Genomic DNA, 19713 nt, shown 5'->3' with positions numbered 1-19713 from the left:
CTTTTTCTGATCTTCTGATCTGAACTCGTCCCGGCCTCGCCGGGACGAATTTTTTCAGCCGCGCGTCACCGTCGAGGACGGCACCAGCACGGGCTTGGCGAGCGAGGGAATCAACCGGGCCCGCTCGCGCTTGGCGGGGATCGCACGATAGACCTGCTTGGTGGCCTCGACGATGTGCACGCCGGCAAATGGCAGCGACAGCGCCGCACCGGCGCGCTCCCACATCTGTGCCGATCTCAGAACCCAGCCGCCGGCATAGGGCGGCATGAACAACGCCTCGCCCCACGCGGTCGGCGTGAACCAGGTCTGGCGCAACAGATCGGTGATCTGCGAGCGCGAATAGGGCCGGCCGTGCCCGAACGGCGTGCTGTCGGTGCGGGTCCACACCCCGCGCCGGTTCGGGATCACCGCGATCACGCGGCCCGAGGGCGACAGCACGCGCCACACCTCGCGCAGCAGCGCGGCCGGATCGTCCGACATCTCCAGCGCGTGAACCAGCAGGATGCGATCGACCGCGGCGTCGGGAAGCGGCAGCGAGAATTCGTCGACCAGCGAGGCCAGCGCCGGCCGCCCCGTCGGCCATTTCAGGACGCCCTGGGCCGCCGGCATGAAGGCGATGCAGCGCTCGGCATCTTCGCGGAACAACCCCAGATAGGGCGTGGGATAGCCGAGGCCGAGCACGCGCTGGCCCTCCGCGCCCGGCCAGCGCTCCCTGATGCCGCGATTGATCATTTGCCGCGCCACGATCCCGAGGCGGCGGGAATAGAACTCGCGGAGATCGACGACGTCGATGGTCATGACCGCAATGTAACATGCGCAGGGCCGCGCCTGCGCGCGGAATATTGCATTGCCTGCGCAACGTTAACGCCATATTTGTCTGGCGGGGCTGAGCCCGATGGAGATGACATGGCCGCCGAAATTCGTACTTTCACCTGTTTAAACGACAATTTCGGTTATCTGATCCACGATGTGGAAACTAAGGCGACGGCGTCGATCGACGCGCCCGAGGCCGGCCCCATCATCAAGGCGCTGGAGCGCGAGGGTTGGCAGCTCACCGACATCCTGATCACCCATCATCACGGCGATCATGTCGGCGGGGTCGCCGAACTCAAGCGGAAATACGATTGCCGCGTCGTCGCGCCGCACGACAAGACCACCGCGATCGCGAACGTCGACCTGCGTGTCGCCAATGCCGACGTGGTCAAGATCGGCAATTTGCTGGCGCGCGTCCTGGAGACGCCCGGCCACACGCTCGACCACGTCTCCTACGTGTTCGACACCGAGAAGACGGTCTTCGCCGCCGACACGCTGTTCTCGATCGGCTGCGGCCGCGTGTTCGAGGGCACCTATCCGATGATGTGGGATTCGCTTCTGAAGCTGCGCGCCCTGCCCGACGACTTCAGGCTCTATTGCGGCCACGAATACACCGCCTCCAACGTCAAGTTCGCGTTGACCGTCGAGCCCGACAATGCGGCGCTCCAGGCGCGCGCGGCGGAGGTGGCGAAGCTGCGGGCCGAGAACAAGCCGACCATTCCCACGCTGCTGGGCGAGGAGAAACGCGCCAACGTATTCCTGCGCGCCGACGAGCCACAGGTCGCCGCCAAGCTGCACATGAAGGGCGCCGATGCCGCCGCGGTGTTCGGCGAGCTGCGCGAGCGCAAGAATAAATCCTGACGCTCAAGTCCTGAAGAACAAATCCTGACGAGGATCGATGCCGACCGCAGCCGAGATCATCGCGCGCCTTGAACTGCGGCCGCATCCCGAGGGCGGCCATTATCGCGAGACGTTTCGCGATCAGGCCACGGACGCCAACGGCCGTTCGCGCTCGACCTTGATCTATTTCCTGCTCGCCCGCGGCGAGCGCTCGCACTGGCATCGCGTCGATGCGGTCGAGACCTGGCATTATTATGCCGGCAGCCCCTTGAGGCTGCGCATCGCCCATGACGGCTGCTCCCAGCACGAGGTGCGGCTCGGCACCGACCTCGCCGGCGGCGAACGGCCGCAGGCCATCGTGCCGGCGCATGCATGGCAGATGGCGGAAACATCAGGCGAGTGGACCCTGGTCGGCTGCACCGTCGCGCCCGCGTTCGAGTTCGCGGGCTTCGAACTCGCACCGCAGGGCTGGGAACCGTAACTTCGCACCGTCATTTCCGGGTTCGCGCTTCGTGCGCCCCGGAATGACAATCATCGCTTCCTCAGCACCATATCCTTGGCCGCGATCAGGCCACCGCCGGCAATCAGGATCGCTGCGATGGCGATGTTGGCGCTGGCCTTGGCGAAGCCGGCGGCGATGAGGAAGCCGGTCGAGAGCAGCGGCGTCGCGTAGGAGGCGGCGCCGAGCACGCGGATGTCGCCGCGCTTCATGCCGATGTCCCAGGCGTAGAACGCGGCGCCGACGGGGCCGATGCCGAGCGCGATCACCGAGAGCCATTGCAACGCGGTCTCCGGCCAGACGGTGGTTTCGAACAGGCCATGCATCAGCGCGGCCAGCACGGCGGTGGCCAGGCAGAAGCCCGCGACCGCATCGGTCGGCACGGCTTTCAATCGGCGCGACAGCACCGAATAGGTTGCCCAGACGAACGCGGCGATGAAGGCCGCGATCAGTCCCGGCACCGCTCCCGGCGCGAAGCCGGAGGTGTTGCCGGCGAACAGCAGCACGGTGCCGACGAGGCCGAGCACGGCGCCGACGATGTGATGCAGGGCGAGCCGCTCGCCGGGCAGGAACGACGAGAACAGCACGATCAAGAGCGGCCACATGTAGTTCAGAAGGCCGGCCTCGGCCGGCGGCGCGAAGCGCAGCGCGAGGAAATACAGCGCGTGATAGCCGAACAGGCCGCCGACGCCGACGACCCAGACGACCGGCGGCTGACGCAGGCTTTTCGCCGCATCGCCGCGCCCGATCCAGGTGAGCAGGCCGACCAGGCCGCCGATCGCGAAGGTCATTGCGGCGAGCTGAAACGCCGGGATCTTTCCGGTCGCCACCGTCATCACCGAGAGCAGCGACCACATCAGGATCGCGGTCAATCCGATCAGCGTCGCGGTACGGGGAGTCATTCCAGGGCCTCGTCGTTCCGGGGCGGCTCGAAGAGCCGAACCCGGAACCTCGAGATTCCGGGTTCGCCGCTGGCGCGGCGCCCCGGAATGACAGGGCATGATGCCCGGGACAAGCCCGGGCATGACGAAATATCAGCCGGCGTGATGCGCTTGCATCACACCATGTACTGGCCGCCGTTGACCGTCAGCGTCGATCCCGTGATGAAACCGGACTCGTCGGCGGCGAGGAACACGACCGCACGCGCGATCTCCTCGGGCTCGCCGAGCCGAGCGGCCGGGATCTGGGGGATCACGTTCTTCTCCAGAACGTCCTTCGGCACCGCCTGCACCATTTCGGTGTTGATGTAGCCGGGGCAGATCGCATTCACGGTGATGCCGCCCTTGGCGTTCTCCAGCGCCAGCGCCTTGGTGAAGCCGATGTCGCCGGCCTTCGCCGCGGAGTAATTGACCTGACCGAACTGCCCCTTCTGTCCATTGATCGACGAGATCGAGATGATGCGGCCGAACTTGCGCGCGCGCATGCCCTCGATGACCTGGCGCGTCATGTTGAACAGCGATCCGAGATTGGTGTTGATGACAGCGTTCCACTGCTCGAGCGTCATCTTGTGGAAGGCGGTGTCGCGGGTGATGCCGGCATTGTTGACGAGCACCTCGACCGGCCCGAGATCGGCCTCGACCTTCTTCACGCCTTCGGCGCAGGCCTCGAAGCTGCTGACGTCCCATTTGTACACGGCAATGCCGGTCTCGGCCTTGAACTTCTCCGCCGCCGCGTCGTTGCCGGCATAGCTCGCCGCGACCTTGTAGCCGGCCGCCTTCAGCGCCTTGCTGATCGCAGCACCGATGCCCCGCGTACCACCCGTGACCAATGCAACACGTGCCATGTCGTATTCCTTCCCTTGGACTCTTCGGACGTTTCTGACGTGATCGCTTTTTTAACGTTGGATTATGCGGTTGGTTTGACGGACATCAAGAGCAAAACGCCCGGCGTCGAGCCGGGCGTTTGTATTTAGTCGAGGCCTGCGCGGTTGCGAAGAATATTTGATTTGCAGCCGCTGCCTTTTTAATCGCGTGCAACGCACTCACTGACGTGTGCAGCGCACGCGCAAACTGCGCGTAAGCTGCACGTCGGCGATCGTCAGTCGCGCGCGATGCACATCGCGATGCCCATGCCGCCGCCGATGCACAGCGTGGCGAGGCCCTTCTTCGAATCGCGCTTCTGCATTTCGTGCAGCAGCGTCACCAGCACGCGCGCACCGGACGCACCGACCGGATGGCCGATTGCGATGGCGCCGCCATTGACGTTGACCTTGGAGGTGTCCCAGCCGAGGTCCTTGTTGACGGCACAGGCCTGGGCCGCGAAGGCTTCGTTGGCCTCGATCAGATCGAGATCGCCGACATTCCAGCCCGCCTTCTTCAGCGCGGCGCGCGAAGCCGGGATCGGGCCCGAGCCCATGATCTTGGGATCGACGCCGGCCTGCGCCCAGGAGACGATTCGCGCCAGCGGCTTCTTGCCTTCCTTGGCCGCCTGCTTGGCGGTCATCAGCACCACCGCGGCAGCGCCGTCATTGATGCCGGACGCAGAGCCTGCGGTGACCGTGCCGTCCTTCTCGAAGGCGGGACGGAGCTTGGCCATCGCGTCGAGCGTTGCGCCATGACGCGGATATTCGTCGGCGCTGACGACGACGTCGCCCTTGCGGGTCTTGATGGTGACGGGGACGATCTCGTCGTTGAACTTGCCGGCCTTCTGCGCCGCCTCGGCCTTCTGCTGCGAGGCCACCGCGAACTCGTCCTGCTGGGCGCGGGTGATCTGCCACTGCCGCGCGACGTTCTCGGCGGTATTGCCCATGTGGTAGCCGTTGAAGGCATCCCACAGACCGTCCTTGATCATGGTGTCGACGAACTCGACGGGTCCCATCTTGACGCCGCCACGCAGATATTGGGCGTGCGGGGCCATGCTCATGGATTCCTGGCCGCCTGCAACCACGATCTCGGAATCGCCGTTGAGCAGCGCCTGGTAGCCGAGTGCGACCGTGCGCAGGCCCGAGCCGCAAAGCTGGTTGACGCCCCAGGCCGGGCTCTCCACCGGAATGCCTGCGGCGATCGAGGCCTGGCGGGCGGGGTTCTGGCCCTGCGCGGCGGTCAGGATCTGCCCCATGATGACTTCCGAGACCCGGCCGGGCTCGATGCCACCGCGCTCCAGCGCCGCCTTGATGGCGATGGCGCCGAGATCGTGGGCAGGAAGGGTCGCGAACGCTCCGTTGAAGCTACCGACCGGGGTGCGGGCGGCGCTGACGATGACGACATCGTCTGACATGGGCATCTCCTGAGGCTTGAGGTTTTTTAAAGGGGGCAGGCGGAGCTTTACGAGAACGGCTCGCCAGTGTCGTGAGCCATCCTGTTAACGTCGTTGAGGCATGTCAATCGGCCGGCGACCGAATTCATGCCGCAGCGCATTCAAAATAGCGTTCTTGGCGCTTTCGCAAGCACGATTTTGCTCTGCGATTAACCGTGCCGCACAAAACGGTAGCGTGACCCCTTTGAAAATGCTTATTTTGTTGCGTTGCGTACTCTTCCCGCCCTGCGGCATGGCCCGCCGGGTTCCCGTTCTCCGCGCTTGCAAGTGAGAGCCCATGGCGAAATCAGACCAACCCACCACCATCAAGAAATACGCGAACCGCCGGCTCTACAACACCGGAACGAGCACCTATGTGACGCTGGAAGACCTCGCCGCGATGGTCAAGGAAGGCGAGGATTTCCTGGTCTATGACGCCAAGACCGGTGACGACATCACCCGCTCGGTGCTGGCCCAGATCATCTTCGAGCAGGAGAACAAGGCCGGCCAGAACCTGCTCCCGACCACCTTCCTGCGCCAGCTGATCCGCTTCTACGGCGACAGCATGCAGATGGTGGTGCCGAAATATCTGGAGCAGTCGATCGCGACCCTGACCCAGGAGCAAGAGAAGTTCCGCAAGCAGATCGCCAATACCCTGTCCGGCACTCCTTTTGCTCCTTTGGAAGAACAAGTCCGCCGTAACATGGAGCTGTTCCAGCAGACCTTCTCGATGTTCAAGCCCTTCGTCCCGCCGCGCCCGGCGACCACCGCCGAGGCGGGGTCCGACGCGAATGCTGAAACGCCGAAGGACAGCAACATCGACGATCTGCGCCAGCAGATGAAGGAAATGCAGGAGCGCCTGGAGCGGATGTCGAAGAAGGAGGAATAGCTCCTCCTTCGTCCCGGCATCCGGTTGAGCCGGAGAATACGAGATGTCCGACCGAAGCTCGCATTGGGACAGCGTCTACGCCACCAAGGGCGAGAACGAGGTCAGCTGGTTTCAGAATAGCCCGTCGACCTCGCTCGCGATGATCCGGGCCACCAATCCCGATCGCGGGTCGGCCATCATCGATATCGGCGGCGGCGCTTCGCGTCTGGTCGATGCGCTGCTGGCTGACGGATATCGCGACGTCTCTGTGCTGGATCTTTCCGCCCATGCGCTTGACGCGGCGAAGAAGCGGATCGGCGCAAGCGCTTCGATGGTCGACTGGATCGTTGCCGATGCCACCAGATGGCAGCCGGCAAAGACCTACGAGGTCTGGCACGACCGCGCCGCGTTCCACTTCCTGACCGACCCGGGCGACAGGGCGGCTTACGTCGAGCGCCTGCGGTCTGGGGTCGCGCCCGGCGGCCACGTCATCATCGCGACGTTTGCGCCCGATGGTCCGGAGAAATGCAGCGGCCTGCCGGTGCAGCGCCATGACAGCGCCAGCCTCAAGGCGGAGCTCGGGCCGGAGTTCGAGCTGATCGAGACGCGCCGCGAGACGCATCAGACACCGTGGGATTCGACGCAGGCGTTTCAGTTCAGCCGGTTTCGGAAGCGTAGCTCGTAAGCGAACCCTGCAGGCTCCACCAACTCGTCATTGCGAGCGCAGCGAAGCAATCCAGACTGCCGCCGCGGAAAGATCCTGGATTGCTTCGCTGCGCTCGCAATGACGGAGGAATCGGCGCCTACGCCGCCAGCTTCACCGCATGCGCAAAGTCCCAATAGAGTTTTCGCGCTTTGGCGTAGAACGGACCTGGCTTCAGCTCGCGCGCGTCGATGCGGATCACCGGGGCGACCTTGGCGAAATTGCCGGTGGAGAAGATTTCGTCTGCAGCGAGGAAATCGGCATAGCGTAACGTCTTCTCGACCACATTGACGCCGTCGCCGCGGAGCAGGCTGATGACGCGCTGGCGCGTGATGCCGTCGAGGAACGTGCCGTTGGGAACCGGCGTATAGACCACGCCGTCCCTGGCCATGAAAACGTTGGAATTGCCGAACTCGGCGACGTTGCCGAGCATGTCCAGCATCAGCGCGTTCTGGAAGCCGCGCGAGGCGGCTTCCGCCAGCGCACGCGAATTGTTCGGATAGAGGCAGGCCGCCTTCGCCTCGACCGGCGCGCATTCGGCGGTGGGCCGGCGGAACGGCGACAGGGTGATGGCGTTGCCGACCGGCTTTGGCATCGGCGCCTCGTAGATGCACAGGCACCAATTGGTGGTTTCGGGATCGAACAGCACGCCGCCGCCCGAGCCGCTCTGCGCCCAATACATCGGACGGACGTAGAGCTCGGCATTGGCCGCAAAGCGTGCGATGCCTTCGGTCGCAAGCCCGAGCCAGGTGCCGGTATCGACCACCGGCTTCAGGCCAAAATTGATCGCGGATTGATTGGCGCGCGCGAGGTGACGGTCGAGATCGGGCGCGACGCCCTCGAACGCGCGCGCACCGTCGAATACCACCGAGCCGAGCCAGGCCGCGTGCGTGCGCGGGCCCATGATCGGCACGTTGCCGTCGTGCCATTTACCCTCGAAGAAGGTCCAGCTCGGCGAATATTCGATCGGCTTCTTGATCTCGGCCATGACGGCCTCCCCTTGGAAATATCCGGGCACTATTGTCCCAATTTCTAAACGATTTGCTGCTGGACCTGCACCCTCCCCTGGAGGGTAAAACGCGCCGAAAAGGCTATAATGCGGGCGATGATACGGAGATTGCCATGCCGCTCGATCCGCTCGCAAAGCGCTTGTTGACCATGATGGCCGCGGCTGCGCCGCAGGCGAAAAGCCGGCCGAGCGTGGAGGCGCGGCGGCAATCGCTGGCCAAGCTGATGCAGTTCGCGCGTGCGGATGCGCCGGATGTGACGGCGCGCGACGGCGTGCTGCCCGGCCGCGCCGGCGAGGTGCCCTATCGCCTCTACACGCCTGCAAATGCCGACGAGCTTGCACCGGGCTTCGTGTTCTTTCATGGCGGCGGCCTCGTCGCCGGCGGCATCGCCACGCATGATCGCATCGCGGCGGCGCTGGCGCATGCCACCGGCTGCCGTCTCGTTTCCGTCGATTACCGGCTCGCGCCGGAGCACAGATTTCCTGCCGCCGTCGACGATGCCATCGCGGCCACCGAATGGGTCGCGCGCGAGGCCGCATCGCTCGGCATCGACGCGGACCGCCTGGTGGTCGGCGGCGATTCCGCCGGTGCAACGCTCGCTGCGATCGTATGTCAGGAGGCGGCGCAGACCGCGGGCCTTGCCATCGCCGCGCAATGCCTGATCTGCCCGGTGCTGGATTTCGAGGAAACCTCGCCGTCGCGCGAGGCCTTTGCCGAGGGTCATCTGATCGATCGCGTCACGATCGAGGCCGATCTTTCCGACTATCTGCCCGACGACATCGACACCGCCGACCCCCGCGTGTCTCCCCTGCGCGCCACCCGGCTCACCGGCCTGCCGACCGCGATCATCCACACCGCCGAGTACGACCCGATGCGCGATGAAGGCAATGCCTATGCCCGCAAGCTGCTCGCCGCAGGCGTCGCCGTCGAGCATGTCTGCCACGACGGCATGGTTCACAATTTCCACGCCATGGGCGCGATCCTGCCGCAGGCGCAGCTCGTGCTGTCGCTGATCGGCGAGCAGGTACGGCGAGCGGTGGAGAGGTAGATCACACGCGCGCGCCGAGCACGGCCCTGGCCGCCATGACATAGTCAGGCCAATGCGCGTCCGCATAACGCTCCGCCTGGCGGGCGCAGGTGACGTCGGGCGCATGCGCTGCGGCAATCATGCGCGCAAAGCGTTCTTCGGCAACCGTCGTGTCATCGACCACTGGCGCCGGTGCGGCCGCCGCAGCGGTCGGAGCGAGGGCGAGCCCCGCCATTCCGGCGAGCAGGATGCGGCGTGACGTGGTCATGGCTGTCGTCCTCCGTTGTCTGGCCTGCACTCTGGCCGGCGAGCGTGTCGGTGCAGTCACGACAGGGTAGCCGCGTGCGTCGATACAGTCCATCGTTTGCCGATAGCGCTTGACCGCGGGAGCGATCACGTTCCATCTAGCGTGCGCTTCCGTCACCAGAGCCTCACGCGTCGGATTGTCACGTGTCAACTCGCAACCCACCGCATCGTCCGGCTTTGCGCGCCGTCGCGCTGGGGCTGGCCTGCGTGACGGTTTCAGCAAGCGCGGCCTTCGCCGCCGAGGCGGACGAGGACGCACCGGCAAAGCCGGCTGTTCCGAACATCTACCTCGACCTCCGCACCAGCTACGCGACGATCCCCGCAGGCACGCTCGGGCTCGGCTTCGGCACCACCTCGCTGTCGGCCGCGTTCCAAGCCCTGGCGGCGCGACGAAGCACGACGCTGCCGAACGGTTTGCCGGCGGCGAAGTCGATTGCCGTTGACCTGCCGCTCACTGTCGACGTCACCGACCGTGTCTCGCTCTATGGCGGCGTGTCCGGATCGACGACGGATATCGGCGGCGGCTGGTCGTCCTTCGACATCACCAGCTGGAACATCGGCGTGCAGGCCGACCTCTACCAGCAGAATGGCGGCAAGATCCCGACGATCACGCTGCAATCGACGCTGACGCAGTCGGTGCCGAACGAGCAGGGCATGACGAATTCGCTGAACAACATCCTGGAATTCGACTACGCGCTCGACGAGGACGAGACGCGGGGCTGGCTGACCGGCGTGCAACATACCTACACCACCATCGCCAGCCCGTTCGCCAGCATCCGGCCGAACACGATCCTCTATGCCGGCGGCTATTACCAATGGCCGAGCAACTGGAAGTTCACCGGGCGTGTTGGCATGCAGTCGTTCGGCGGCGCGCAGCTGGCGGGCCGGACGTTTGCGGAATCGTTCACGCAGCCGATCCTGCGGCTCGACCTTGATCGCATGGACGACAACGACAACCGCCTGTTCGGCATCACCGCGCTGATCGCGTGGACGCCGAAGCCGTCCTATCAGCTGACCTTGCGAACGCCGCTCTACGCCGTGCGCAATTGAGCATGATCCCGGAAAAGGATCATGCGCAAATGAAACGAAGCCGCTGCTAATCCGGAACCGGCACGTCGAACGTGTTGAGCGTGACCGAGACCATGCAGTAGACGCCGACCAGATAGGACAGCTCGGCCGCACCGTGTTCGCCGAACTCCTTCACCGCCGCACGATAGGTCAGCTCCGGCAGCACGCCACCGCTGACCAGGGCCGAGGCCATGTCATAGGCGACCGCCTCCTGCCTGGTCAGATCGACAGGCCGCTGTCCGGCGACGATGGTCGCCAGCTTCTCGTCGGACAGACCGCGCTGCTCGGCGACAAGCACATGAGCATAGAGCTCGTAACCGGACCGGAAATGCGAGCCGGTGACGAGGATCGCGACCTCGCGCACCGGCGCCGGCAGCAGCGGGTTCGACGCGATCGCCTTGACCAGCTCCCACACCGGCCCGCCGAAGCGCGGCTCGCGGATCCAGGGGTTCCAGGGCCCGAGCAGCGCGCCGTCGTCGCGCATGTTCACAAAACCCTTGAAATGGTCGGTGATGCCGGCTCGCATGTCGTCATAGAGCGGCTTCTGTTCGTCAGTCAGATCCTTGGGATCGAGAATGGGAAGGCGCACGGCAGGATCTCCTCGTTGAGACCACAACCGTCACCTGCATGCGTGCGCAGGGCAAGTGAAGTTGCCGTGACGGTCGTGCCAATTTGGAAAGCGGCAGGAAGACGCTGCTATGACGCGGCGGGACTTCGTACGCTCTGCGGATTGAAGACGTCGTCGACGGCAAGCGTCAACGGCTCGCCCGTCGTGAGAAACGACGACAGCGCCGCCTCGAACGGCGCCGGATCGAGCCCGCGCGCCTTCAGCCATTCGGGCTCGTAATAGGTCTGCCGGTAGCGCTCGCCGGAATCGCAGATCAGCGTCACCAGCGACCCCACGACGTTCGCCTGGCGCATCTCCGAGGCCAGCCGGCACAGCGCCAGGAAATTGGTGCCGGTGGAGCCGCCCACCGGACGACGCAGCCGGCGCGACAACACGTTCATCGCCGCGATCGTGGCCACGTCCGGAATCTTCATCATGCGGTCGACCACTTCAGGCACGAAGGAGGGCTCGCAACGCGGCCGGCCGACGCCCTCGATCAGCGACGGTCGGTCGCAGACATGCGAACGGTCCTGCGAGCGGAAACAATCGAAGAAGGCGGAATGCTCGACATCGGCAACGCATAGCCGTGTCGGATACTGCCGGTAGCGCAAATAGCGCCCGATGGTGGCCGACGTGCCGCCGGTGCCGGCGCCCATCACGATCCAATCCGGCAACGGGCGCGGCTCGCCCTGCAATTGCGTAAAGATCGACTCGGCGATGTTGTTGTTGCCGCGCCAATCGGTGGCACGCTCGGCGAAGGTGAACTGGTCCATGTAGTGACCGTTCAGCCGCGAGGCGAGCGCGGCGGCTTCCGCATACAGCGCCCGGCCGTCGTCGATCAGATGGCAATGGCCGCCGTAATGCTCGATGGCGGCGATCTTCTCCGCCGAGGTCGTGCGCGGCATCACGGCGTAGAAGGGCACGCCGATCATCTCTGCGAAATAGGCCTCCGACACCGCCGTCGATCCCGACGAGGCCTCGACCACAGGTGTGCCTTCACGGATGTGACCGTTGCAGAGTGCGTAGAGAAACAGCGAGCGCGCCAGGCGATGCTTCAAGCTGCCGGTCGGATGGGTGGACTCGTCCTTCAGATAGATGTCGATGCCTGATAGCGCCGGCACGATCAGCCGGATCAGATGCGTATCGGCGGTGCGGCACTGGTCGGCCTCGATCGCGGCCACGGCCTCATCGACCCAGCCGCGCCGATAGGCAGGCCCGGCCGGGTGGCGGAAGGGAGGCGGCTCCATCGGCATGACCAGGCGATTCCTTGAAGACTGATGTCCATCTAAAGCGCGATGCGATTAGGATGAATCGTCATCGCGCTTTAGGTTGTTGTTTAAGCATGATCTTTTCGGAAAACCGCTGCGCACTTTTCCGGATCATGCTTTAGCACGCGGGCGCCTTGTGTACCGCGCTCAAAATTCCAGCGGCGCGTTGTCGACGACCTCCTTCATCACGAAGAAGGTGCGGGTCTGGCGCACGCCGGGCAGCGCGATCAGCTGCTCGCCGTGGATGCGGTTGAAATCCTCCATGTCGCCGACCCGGATCTTCAGGAAATAGTCGAAGTCGCCGGCGACGAGGTGGCAGTCGAGCACAAATTTCAGCCTGGCGATCGCCTGCTCGAAGGTGGCAAAGCTCTCCGGTGTGGAGCGGTCGAGCACGACGCCGACCATCACGAGCGTGCCCTTCCCCACTTTCTTGGGGGCGACCATGGCGCGGACGGCCGCGATGAACCCGTCCTCGAACAGGCGCTGGGTACGGCGGTGGCAGGTGGCGGGGCTGATCGCGACGGTCTCGGCCAGCTCGGCATTGCTCAGCCGGCCATTATTCTGCAGCAATCTCAGGATCTTAAGGTCAATACGGTCGAGCCGGGCCGACATGAAAGAAGCTTCCACTATCTCATAATATTCTGGAAGAATTATGATCCGATTGGGCCATTACTGCAAGATATGGCGCAATATTGGCGCAACATTCGAGAGCACATTTCCTTTGCGCGATGCTAGGCAGCTGCCGCCATCAACGCCAATCGGGATGACCCCATGAAGCTCGACAAATTTCCGCGCTACAAGCTGACCTTCGGCCCGACTCCCATCGAGAAGCTGGAGCGGCTGTCCAAGCATCTCGGCGGCAATGTCGAGATCTATGCCAAGCGCGAGGACTGCAATTCCGGCCTCGCCTATGGCGGCAACAAGCTGCGCAAGCTCGAATACATCATCCCTGATGCGATCGCCTCCAACGCCGACACCCTGGTCTCGATCGGCGGCGTGCAGTCGAACCACACCCGTATGATCGCCGCGGTCGCGGCCAAGATCGGCATGAAGTGCCGCCTGGTGCAGGAAGCCTGGGTGCCGCACGAGGACGCCGTCTATGACCGCGTCGGCAACATCATGCTGTCGCGCATCATGGGCGCCGACGTGCGCCTGGTCGACGACGGCTTCGACATCGGCATCCGCAAGAGCTGGGAGCAGGCGATCGAGGAGGTGAAGGCCGCGGGCGGCAAGCCTTACGCGATTCCCGCCGGCGCCTCCGTGCACAAGTTTGGCGGGCTCGGCTATGTCGGCTTCGCCGAGGAAGTGCGCAAGCAGGAAGCCGAGCTCGGCTTCAAGTTCGACTATATCATCGTCTGCACGGTGACCGGCTCCACCCATGCCGGCATGCTGGTCGGCTTCGCCGCCGATGGCCGCGCCCGCAAGGTGATCGGTATCGACGCCTCGTTCACGCCGGCGCAGACCAAAGCGCAGGTGCTCGAGATCGCGCAGAACACCGCTGAGCTCGTCGAGCTCGGCAAGCAGCTCGTCGCCGACGACGTCGTGCTGATCGAGGACTACGCTTATCCCGCCTATGGCGTGCCCTCGGAAGAGACCAAGGAGGCAATCCGCCTCAGCGCGCGTCTCGAAGGCATGATCACCGATCCCGTCTACGAGGGCAAGTCGATGCAGGGTCTGATCGATCTGGCGAAGAAGGGCTATTTCGAGAAGGGCGCGAAGATCCTCTACGCCCATCTCGGCGGCGCCCCCGCGCTGAACGGCTACGCGTATGCGTTCAGGAATGGGTGAGGTAACCCACCTCTCGCCTCGCCTCCGCTGTCGTCCCGGGCAAGCGTCAGCGCCGACCCGGGACCCATACGCCGCAGCAATCGTTTTGCGACGGCTCGTGGTGGCCTGCCTGCCGTGACCACATCGGCCTGTGGTTATGGATCCCGGATCTGCGCGCGCCTTGGGCGCGCTTGTCCGGGATGACGGCGGAATATTTGTCGCTTACCGCGTCTTGACGATCTGCAGCAGCTCGTCGCCGTAATGCTCGAGCTTCTTGTCGCCGATGCCGGGCACGTTGCGGAGCTCGTCGAGTGTCGTCGGCCAGGCCCGGACGATGCCGTCGATGGTGGCATCGTGCAGCACCACATAGGCCGGCACGCCGCGCTCGCGCGCGACCTCCGAACGCCACGAGCGCAGCCGCGCGCGCAGTTCGGGATCGACATCGCCTGGCGCGGCGTTGGCGGCGGGCGCAAGGTCGCCGCGGCGGGATTTGCCGCGGCTCGCGCGAATGCGCGTGCCGGGCGCCTCCTCGCGCAGCCAGACTTCGGTTTCGCCGCGCAGCACGCCGCGCGCAGTCTCGGTCAGCTTCAGCGCACCGAACGCTTCGCTGTCGCTGTGCAAATGGCCCATCGCCACCAACTGCCGCAGCACGGTGCGCCATTGCTTTTCGTTGAGCTCGCGCCCGATGCCGAACACGGACAATTTGTCGTGGCCGAACTGCGTCACCTTTTCGGTCAGGCGCCCGACCAGCACGTCGATCAGGTGCATCGCGCCAAAACGCTGCCCGGTGCGATAGACGCAGGACAACAGCTTCTGCGCCAGCACCTTGCCGTCGCGCATCTTCGGCGGCGTCAGGCAATTGTCGCAATTGCCGCAGCTCTCGCCCATCACGATCTCGCCGAAATAGGCGAGCAGCCGCCGACGCCGGCAGTGCGGCGTCTCGGCAAGGCCGACCAGCGCATCGAGCTTGCCGATCGAGACCCGCTTGAATTCGTCGGAGGCGCTGGACTCGTCGATCATGCGACGCTGCTGCACGATGTCCGAAAGCCCATAGGCCATCCAGGCCGCCGACGGCTTGCCGTCGCGGCCGGCGCGGCCCGTCTCCTGGTAATAGGCCTCGATGCTCTTGGGCAGGTCGAGATGGGCGACGAAGCGCACGTCGGGCTTGTCGATGCCCATGCCGAAGGCGATGGTCGCAACGATGACGATGCCGTCCTCGTTGAGAAAGCGGTCCTGGTTGCGCGAGCGCACGCTGCCGTCGAGCCCGGCATGGTAGGGCAGCGCCGCGATGCCGGCGTCCTGAAGCGCGACGGCGACCTCCTCGACGCGGTTGCGCGACAGGCAATAGACCACGCCGGCATCGCCCGCATGCCGCTCCCGGATGAACTCCTTGAGCTGCGACACCGCGTTGCGCTTGTCGACGATCTCGTAGCGGATGTTGGGCCGGTCGAAACTCGAGACGAATTGCGGCGCATCCGCGAGCTGAAGCCGAGCGACGATCTCCTTGCGCGTCAGCTCGTCGGCGGTCGCGGTCAGCGCGATGCGCGGCACGCCGGGAAAGCGCTCGGCGATGATGGAGAGGCCGACATATTCGGGGCGGAAGTCATGGCCCCATTGCGAGACGCAATGCGCCTCGTCGATCGCGAACAGCGCCACCTTGGCTTGCGCCAGCAGCGACAGGCAGCGCGGCGTGACCAGGCGTTCCGGCGCGACATAGAGCAGATCGAGATCGCCCGCGAGCAGGCGGCGCTCGATATCGGAGGCTTCCTGCGGCGTCAGCGACGAGTTCAGCGCAGCGGCGTTGACGCCGGCCTCGATCAGCCCGGCGACCTGGTCGCGCATCAACGCGATCAACGGCGAGACCACGATGCCGCAGCCTTCGCGCAGCAATGCGGGAAGTTGATAGCACAGCGACTTGCCGCCGCCGGTCGGCATCAGCACCAGGCAATTGCCGCCGTCCGTGACATGCCGGATGATCTCGCCTTGGGCGCCGCGAAAACCCGGCAGGCCGAACACCGAATGCAGCACCGACAACGCGTCGCGGCCGTTGGCCGGCGCAGAGAGCGGAGCGGTGGAGGGAACGGACATGAGGGAGCTGGAACCTGGGCCGTGAGATTGTCACAACGCCAGTCGCATGCTGGCGCGGACGTGGCAAGTCCATCTTCTCGCTCCGGCAAGTGGTAGCGGAATCGCATATAGGGCTGGGCACAGGCAGCACCCACAGCGTCATGGCCGGGCTTGTCCCGGCCATCCACGTCCTTCCACGCAGCACGGAGAACGTGGCTGCCCGGGACAAGCCCGGGCATGACGACCTCTGCTGAATGCTCAAATGGGATTGCCCCGCCGCAAGCGAGGAGAGGTGAAGAGCTACGCCCCAATCCTCCGCAACGCCTCTGCGACCGTCACGATCGGCATGTTGCGCCTTCCGGCGGCGTCCAGCGCGTGACGCATCAGGTCCGGAGTGCAGCCAAAGGGGCTCGGCGCACTCGCGACGTCGTGACCATAGAAGATGAGCCATCCGCCGCTCGCGACCGCCTCGTCGAAATAGCGATCGACGCCCGCTTTATCGATCTCGCGATCGACCAAAGGCGAGGCGCGCAGGAACTGGAGGTCGATGACGCCGCTGTTGACGCCGGGAAGAATGCCACGCGCCGAACGGAATGCCTTGGCGAGTTGCGGCTTGCGCCAGACCGAGGCAAGCCCATAGGGATAGGCGAAGTTCTCCAGCCTGATCGAGGAATCGATCGCGCGAAAATACGAGCGATTCCGCTCGATCTCGCGCGCCATGGCGGCCTCGTCGAGATCAGCCGAGCTCTTGTGCGAAAAGGTATGGCAGGCAATCTCATGACCGGCGCGATGCAGCCGGACGATCGCGTCGTCCGATAAGCCATGCCAGTGGTCGGACGGCTGGCCGATCAGGCTACCGGCGAGATAGAACGTGCCCCGCCCGCCATGCCTCTCAAGAAGCTCGGCACCCTCGCCTGCGGCGCTGTCGGGAGCATCGTCGAAGGTGAAGCTCACGATCGGCATATGCGACGCAGGCAGCCGGTGCGGCGCGGCGCGGAAATGCCGGGCCAGCCGATTGCTCACGCGTCCCTGGAGTGCCGACCACACGACTGCGTTTCCCGTAATTGACGTATGTCCGCACTGAAACATTCGCCTGGCGGCTGAGGCAAGCCTAACGCTGGGGTAATCCTAACGCGGAATCAATATGCATTGGCTAGCCCGCGGGGATCGACCCACCGGCTTCCACGCTGAGATACCGCAACCAATTGCGAAAAAGCACTGCCGCCACGCTGCCTGCACCGATATCGGTGCGCAAATTCAGTCCAGGCAGCTCGTTGGTGAGCGCCGGATGGCGCTGGTGCTCCGCCTTCTTCTGGAAGCGAGCCAGTTTCTCTTCCGTCGCTGCGTCAAAGTAGCTCACGGGCAGGCGCGGATAGGTCTCGCGCTCCCGCGCAAGATAGCGGCCGACGTCGCGCAGATATTCGCGCTGGAGCGACAGCGCGTCGTATTCCGGATGGCCCTGGAAGAACACGAAGCGGCTGGCATATTGGCGCATGAAGATGTCGACACCCGCCTGCGCCGAGCGCGTCAGCACCTGATAACCGGCTTGGACCAGGTCGCTCTCCACGATCTCGTTCAGGCGCGAATGCGAGACCTTCAGCGGCGCCGGCGCGGTGCGCGTCAGCGGATCGCGCGTCACCACGTCGCAATCGAAGATGCCGTGGCATTTGGCCGGCAGCCGTCGCCGCGCGATGCCGTCCAGATGCAGCACCGCCGCGTGCGCGGCAAGGCATGACCAGATCGTCGAGCGCGTGTTGGCCTTGGCCCAGTCGATCAGCTCGGTGAGGTCGCGCCAGTACGGCTCCTGGTCGAGCTCGGCTGTGACCGGCTCCGCGCCCGTCACGATCAAGCCGTCGAACTTCCGGCGCTTGAGGTCAGACAGGTCGGAATACTCGCTCTCGACATGCCACTTCGCTTCCGGCGAACGCTTCACGCTGGGAAGCGAGAAGCAGTGGAAGCGGATGCGGCACGGGCCGGCTGCGGCCTGGAGCAGCTTCATGAACTGCCGCTCGGTCGCCTTCAGCGCCGGATCCGGCATGTTGTTGACGAGCCCGATCGTGAGCTCGGCGCCGTGATCGCGCGCAAGATCGCGCTCGGTCGGCACCAATGCCGGGCCCGAGATGACTTGATCCCTGTCGACCAAGATCGTCATTGGCGAGGCGGCCTACTCCGCGGCCTCGAGGCGCGCCGACCGGCAGGCCTTGTCCAGCGCCTGGTCAATGTCCTCGATGATATCGGAGACGTGCTCGATGCCGATCGAGAGCCGGATGGTCTCCGGCAGCACGCCGGCAAGGCGCTGCTGCTCGGCCGACATCTGGCGGTGGGTGGTCGAGGCCGGATGGCAGGCCAGCGACTTGGCATCGCCGATATTGACGAGGCGGGTGATCAGCTTCAGCGCATCGTAGAAGGTCTTGCCGGCCTCCATGCCGCCCTTGATGCCGAAGGTGAACAGCGAGGAGGCGTTGCCGTCGAGATATTTCTGCACCAGCGGATAATAGGGACTGTCGGGAAAGCCGGTGTAATTGACCCAGGCGACGCGCGCATCCTTGCGGAGGAATTCGGCGACCTTACGGGCGTTCTCGACATGACGCTCCATGCGCAGCGCCACGGTCTCGATGCCCTGGAGCAGCAGGAAGGCGTTGAACGGCGACAGCACCGAGCCCATGGTGCGCTGATAGACGCTGCGCGCCCGCTCGATGTAGGCGGTGCGGCCGAATCGCTCGGCATAGACGAGGCCGTGATAGGAGGCGTCGGGCTTGTTGTAGGCCGGGAAACGTTCGGCATATTTGGCCCAGGGGAAGTTGCCGGAATCGACGATGGCGCCGCCGAGCGTGGTGCCGTGACCGCCCAGAAACTTGGTCAGCGAGTGCACGGCGATGTCGGCGCCGTAGTCGAACGGCTTGAGCAGGATCGGGGTTGCGACCGTGTTGTCGACGATCAGCGGCACGCCATGCGCGTGCGCGACCTTGGCCAGCGCCTCGATGTCGCAGACATTGCCGGCGGGATTGCCGATGGTCTCGGCGAACACCGCACGGGTGTTCTCGTCGATCAGCTTCTCGATCGCCTCCGGCTTGTCGCTCTCGGCGAAGCGGCCGGCGATGCCCTGCCTCGGCAGAATGTGCGAGAGCAGCGTATGGGTGGTGCCGTAAAGCTGCGGCACGGAAACGATGTTGCCGCCGTGATCGGCGACGTTGACGAAGGCGAAATGCAAGGCCGCCTGGCCGGTCGCGACCGCGAGCGCGCCGACGCCGCCTTCGAGCTGGGCGATGCGCTTCTCCAGCACCGCGCTGGTCGGATTGGCGATGCGGCTGTAGCGGAAGCCCTCGGCCTCGAGATTGAAGAGCGCCGCGCCGTGGTCGGCGCTGTCGAAGGCGTAGGCCGCGGTCTGGTAGATCGGCACGGCAACCGCGTGCGTGGTCGCTTCGGGCTCGTAGCCGGCGTGAATAGCGATCGTCTCGTTGCGCATCGTGCCACCTCCGCGTGGAGCGGTCCGCACTTATTGGCCTAGAATGAGGCATGTGCGTTGTCCGCCGTCCCTCTGTTAGAGGCGGGTGGTAAAGCGGACAATAATTCGCTTAGAGATCGAGGAAGTAACCCTAATGCTTGTTGGCGAATTGGCTGGAATTCGGGTTAAGG

Annotated in this window: 20 protein-coding genes; 7 read left to right on the top strand and 13 right to left on the bottom strand. The window is 64.9% G+C overall.

Annotated features, from left to right (window positions below):
- Positions 1-54 precede the first annotated feature (54 nt).
- Positions 55-798, bottom strand: coding sequence for a methyltransferase domain-containing protein (locus AC066S_RS31275; protein WP_126260696.1), 744 nt, complete (start codon positions 796-798; stop codon positions 55-57).
- A 108-nt stretch (positions 799-906) separates the two neighbouring features.
- On the opposite strand from AC066S_RS31275, the gene gloB reads away from it, so the two are divergent.
- Both gloB and AC066S_RS31265 read left to right on the top strand, forming a co-directional pair.
- On the top strand, positions 907-1674 hold the full coding sequence (gene gloB, locus AC066S_RS31270; protein ID WP_126260695.1) for a hydroxyacylglutathione hydrolase: 768 nt from the start codon (positions 907-909) through the stop codon (positions 1672-1674).
- Between the two features lie 37 nt (positions 1675-1711).
- The gene (locus tag AC066S_RS31265) at positions 1712-2134 is read left to right on the top strand and encodes a cupin domain-containing protein (RefSeq protein ID WP_126260694.1); all 423 of its coding nucleotides are present in this window, start codon (positions 1712-1714) and stop codon (positions 2132-2134) included.
- A gap of 50 nt (positions 2135-2184) precedes the next feature.
- Here the strand turns inward: AC066S_RS31265 and yddG are convergent, their stop codons facing one another.
- The 3 genes from yddG to AC066S_RS31250 all read right to left on the bottom strand — a co-directional run bounded on the left by yddG (position 2185) and on the right by AC066S_RS31250 (position 5368).
- Complete coding sequence (gene yddG / locus AC066S_RS31260) at positions 2185-3054, bottom strand: aromatic amino acid exporter YddG (protein ID WP_478271409.1); 870 nt, start codon at positions 3052-3054, stop codon at positions 2185-2187.
- A gap of 155 nt (positions 3055-3209) precedes the next feature.
- Positions 3210-3935: an acetoacetyl-CoA reductase gene (gene phbB, locus AC066S_RS31255; RefSeq protein WP_126260692.1), complete on the bottom strand. Its 726-nt coding sequence runs from the start codon at positions 3933-3935 to the stop codon at positions 3210-3212.
- 254 nt (positions 3936-4189) lie between these two features.
- Positions 4190-5368, bottom strand: a complete 1179-nt coding sequence (locus tag AC066S_RS31250; protein WP_126260691.1) for an acetyl-CoA C-acetyltransferase — start codon at positions 5366-5368, stop codon at positions 4190-4192.
- Positions 5369-5684: 316 nt separating this feature from the next.
- Between AC066S_RS31250 and phaR the strand changes: the two genes are divergently transcribed.
- Positions 5685-6275, top strand: a complete 591-nt coding sequence (phaR, locus tag AC066S_RS31245; RefSeq protein ID WP_126260690.1) for a polyhydroxyalkanoate synthesis repressor PhaR — start codon at positions 5685-5687, stop codon at positions 6273-6275.
- 43 nt (positions 6276-6318) lie between these two features.
- Positions 6319-6939 (top strand): class I SAM-dependent methyltransferase, encoded by a 621-nt coding sequence (locus AC066S_RS31240; RefSeq protein ID WP_478271408.1) that lies wholly within the window; start codon positions 6319-6321, stop codon positions 6937-6939.
- A gap of 118 nt (positions 6940-7057) precedes the next feature.
- Here AC066S_RS31240 and AC066S_RS31235 read toward each other — a convergent pair whose 3' ends face one another.
- Positions 7058-7945: a branched-chain amino acid aminotransferase gene (locus tag AC066S_RS31235; RefSeq protein WP_478271407.1), complete on the bottom strand. Its 888-nt coding sequence runs from the start codon at positions 7943-7945 to the stop codon at positions 7058-7060.
- A 134-nt stretch (positions 7946-8079) separates the two neighbouring features.
- Between AC066S_RS31235 and AC066S_RS31230 the strand changes: the two genes are divergently transcribed.
- Positions 8080-9015: an alpha/beta hydrolase gene (locus AC066S_RS31230; protein ID WP_478271406.1), complete on the top strand. Its 936-nt coding sequence runs from the start codon at positions 8080-8082 to the stop codon at positions 9013-9015.
- Position 9016: 1 nt separating this feature from the next.
- Here the strand turns inward: AC066S_RS31230 and AC066S_RS31225 are convergent, their stop codons facing one another.
- The gene (locus tag AC066S_RS31225) at positions 9017-9262 is read right to left on the bottom strand and encodes a hypothetical protein (RefSeq protein WP_126260686.1); all 246 of its coding nucleotides are present in this window, start codon (positions 9260-9262) and stop codon (positions 9017-9019) included.
- 215 nt (positions 9263-9477) lie between these two features.
- On the opposite strand from AC066S_RS31225, the gene AC066S_RS31220 reads away from it, so the two are divergent.
- Complete coding sequence (locus tag AC066S_RS31220; protein ID WP_478271438.1) at positions 9478-10350, top strand: hypothetical protein; 873 nt, start codon at positions 9478-9480, stop codon at positions 10348-10350.
- 46 nt (positions 10351-10396) lie between these two features.
- Here AC066S_RS31220 and AC066S_RS31215 read toward each other — a convergent pair whose 3' ends face one another.
- From AC066S_RS31215 to AC066S_RS31205, 3 genes are all read right to left on the bottom strand, one after another.
- Positions 10397-10957 carry a carboxymuconolactone decarboxylase family protein gene (locus AC066S_RS31215; protein ID WP_126260685.1) on the bottom strand — a complete coding sequence of 187 codons (561 nt, stop codon included), beginning with the start codon at positions 10955-10957 and terminating at the stop codon, positions 10397-10399.
- Between the two features lie 107 nt (positions 10958-11064).
- Positions 11065-12222, bottom strand: coding sequence for a PLP-dependent cysteine synthase family protein (locus tag AC066S_RS31210; protein WP_478271437.1), 1158 nt, complete (start codon positions 12220-12222; stop codon positions 11065-11067).
- Between the two features lie 168 nt (positions 12223-12390).
- A complete protein-coding gene (locus AC066S_RS31205) occupies positions 12391-12855 on the bottom strand; it encodes an Lrp/AsnC family transcriptional regulator (RefSeq protein WP_478271405.1) in 465 nt (154 codons plus the stop codon).
- Positions 12856-13014: 159 nt separating this feature from the next.
- On the opposite strand from AC066S_RS31205, the gene AC066S_RS31200 reads away from it, so the two are divergent.
- Positions 13015-14031 (top strand): 1-aminocyclopropane-1-carboxylate deaminase, encoded by a 1017-nt coding sequence (locus AC066S_RS31200; RefSeq protein ID WP_135171352.1) that lies wholly within the window; start codon positions 13015-13017, stop codon positions 14029-14031.
- 201 nt (positions 14032-14232) lie between these two features.
- On the opposite strand, the gene recQ is transcribed toward AC066S_RS31200, so the two are convergent.
- The 4 genes from recQ to AC066S_RS31180 form a co-directional block, all read right to left on the bottom strand.
- A complete protein-coding gene (recQ, locus tag AC066S_RS31195) occupies positions 14233-16098 on the bottom strand; it encodes a DNA helicase RecQ (RefSeq protein ID WP_478271404.1) in 1866 nt (621 codons plus the stop codon).
- 279 nt (positions 16099-16377) lie between these two features.
- Positions 16378-17124, bottom strand: a complete 747-nt coding sequence (locus tag AC066S_RS31190) for a polysaccharide deacetylase family protein (protein ID WP_135171350.1) — start codon at positions 17122-17124, stop codon at positions 16378-16380.
- A gap of 106 nt (positions 17125-17230) precedes the next feature.
- The gene (metA, locus tag AC066S_RS31185) at positions 17231-18229 is read right to left on the bottom strand and encodes a homoserine O-succinyltransferase MetA (RefSeq protein ID WP_478271403.1); all 999 of its coding nucleotides are present in this window, start codon (positions 18227-18229) and stop codon (positions 17231-17233) included.
- A 12-nt stretch (positions 18230-18241) separates the two neighbouring features.
- Positions 18242-19543 (bottom strand): O-acetylhomoserine aminocarboxypropyltransferase/cysteine synthase family protein, encoded by a 1302-nt coding sequence (locus AC066S_RS31180; protein ID WP_135171348.1) that lies wholly within the window; start codon positions 19541-19543, stop codon positions 18242-18244.
- Between the last annotated feature and the right edge of the window lie 170 nt (positions 19544-19713).

This window comes from Bradyrhizobium sp. CFUWI, from assembly GCF_056429085.1.
The sequence above is the reverse complement of the archived record's forward strand: the minus strand, read 5'-3'. Positions and strand labels throughout refer to the sequence as shown.

Excerpts from the sequence above, each read along its gene's own strand:
- AC066S_RS31275 (WP_126260696.1), bottom strand. The coding sequence starts at position 798 with ATGACCATCGACGTCGTCGATCTCCGCGAGTTCTATTCCCGCCGCCTC.
- AC066S_RS31225 (WP_126260686.1), bottom strand. The coding sequence starts at position 9,262 with ATGACCACGTCACGCCGCATCCTGCTCGCCGGAATGGCGGGGCTCGCC.
- phaR (WP_126260690.1), top strand. The coding sequence starts at position 5,685 with ATGGCGAAATCAGACCAACCCACCACCATCAAGAAATACGCGAACCGC.
- AC066S_RS31180 (WP_135171348.1), bottom strand. The coding sequence starts at position 19,543 with ATGCGCAACGAGACGATCGCTATTCACGCCGGCTACGAGCCCGAAGCG.
- yddG (WP_478271409.1), bottom strand. The coding sequence starts at position 3,054 with ATGACTCCCCGTACCGCGACGCTGATCGGATTGACCGCGATCCTGATG.
- AC066S_RS31200 (WP_135171352.1), top strand. The coding sequence starts at position 13,015 with ATGAAGCTCGACAAATTTCCGCGCTACAAGCTGACCTTCGGCCCGACT.
- metA (WP_478271403.1), bottom strand. The coding sequence starts at position 18,229 with ATGACGATCTTGGTCGACAGGGATCAAGTCATCTCGGGCCCGGCATTG.
- AC066S_RS31250 (WP_126260691.1), bottom strand. The coding sequence starts at position 5,368 with ATGTCAGACGATGTCGTCATCGTCAGCGCCGCCCGCACCCCGGTCGGT.
- AC066S_RS31265 (WP_126260694.1), top strand. The coding sequence starts at position 1,712 with ATGCCGACCGCAGCCGAGATCATCGCGCGCCTTGAACTGCGGCCGCAT.
- AC066S_RS31210 (WP_478271437.1), bottom strand. The coding sequence starts at position 12,222 with ATGGAGCCGCCTCCCTTCCGCCACCCGGCCGGGCCTGCCTATCGGCGC.
- phbB (WP_126260692.1), bottom strand. The coding sequence starts at position 3,935 with ATGGCACGTGTTGCATTGGTCACGGGTGGTACGCGGGGCATCGGTGCT.
- AC066S_RS31235 (WP_478271407.1), bottom strand. The coding sequence starts at position 7,945 with ATGGCCGAGATCAAGAAGCCGATCGAATATTCGCCGAGCTGGACCTTC.
- AC066S_RS31240 (WP_478271408.1), top strand. The coding sequence starts at position 6,319 with ATGTCCGACCGAAGCTCGCATTGGGACAGCGTCTACGCCACCAAGGGC.
- gloB (WP_126260695.1), top strand. The coding sequence starts at position 907 with ATGGCCGCCGAAATTCGTACTTTCACCTGTTTAAACGACAATTTCGGT.
- recQ (WP_478271404.1), bottom strand. The coding sequence starts at position 16,098 with ATGTCCGTTCCCTCCACCGCTCCGCTCTCTGCGCCGGCCAACGGCCGC.
- AC066S_RS31205 (WP_478271405.1), bottom strand. The coding sequence starts at position 12,855 with ATGTCGGCCCGGCTCGACCGTATTGACCTTAAGATCCTGAGATTGCTG.
- AC066S_RS31230 (WP_478271406.1), top strand. The coding sequence starts at position 8,080 with ATGCCGCTCGATCCGCTCGCAAAGCGCTTGTTGACCATGATGGCCGCG.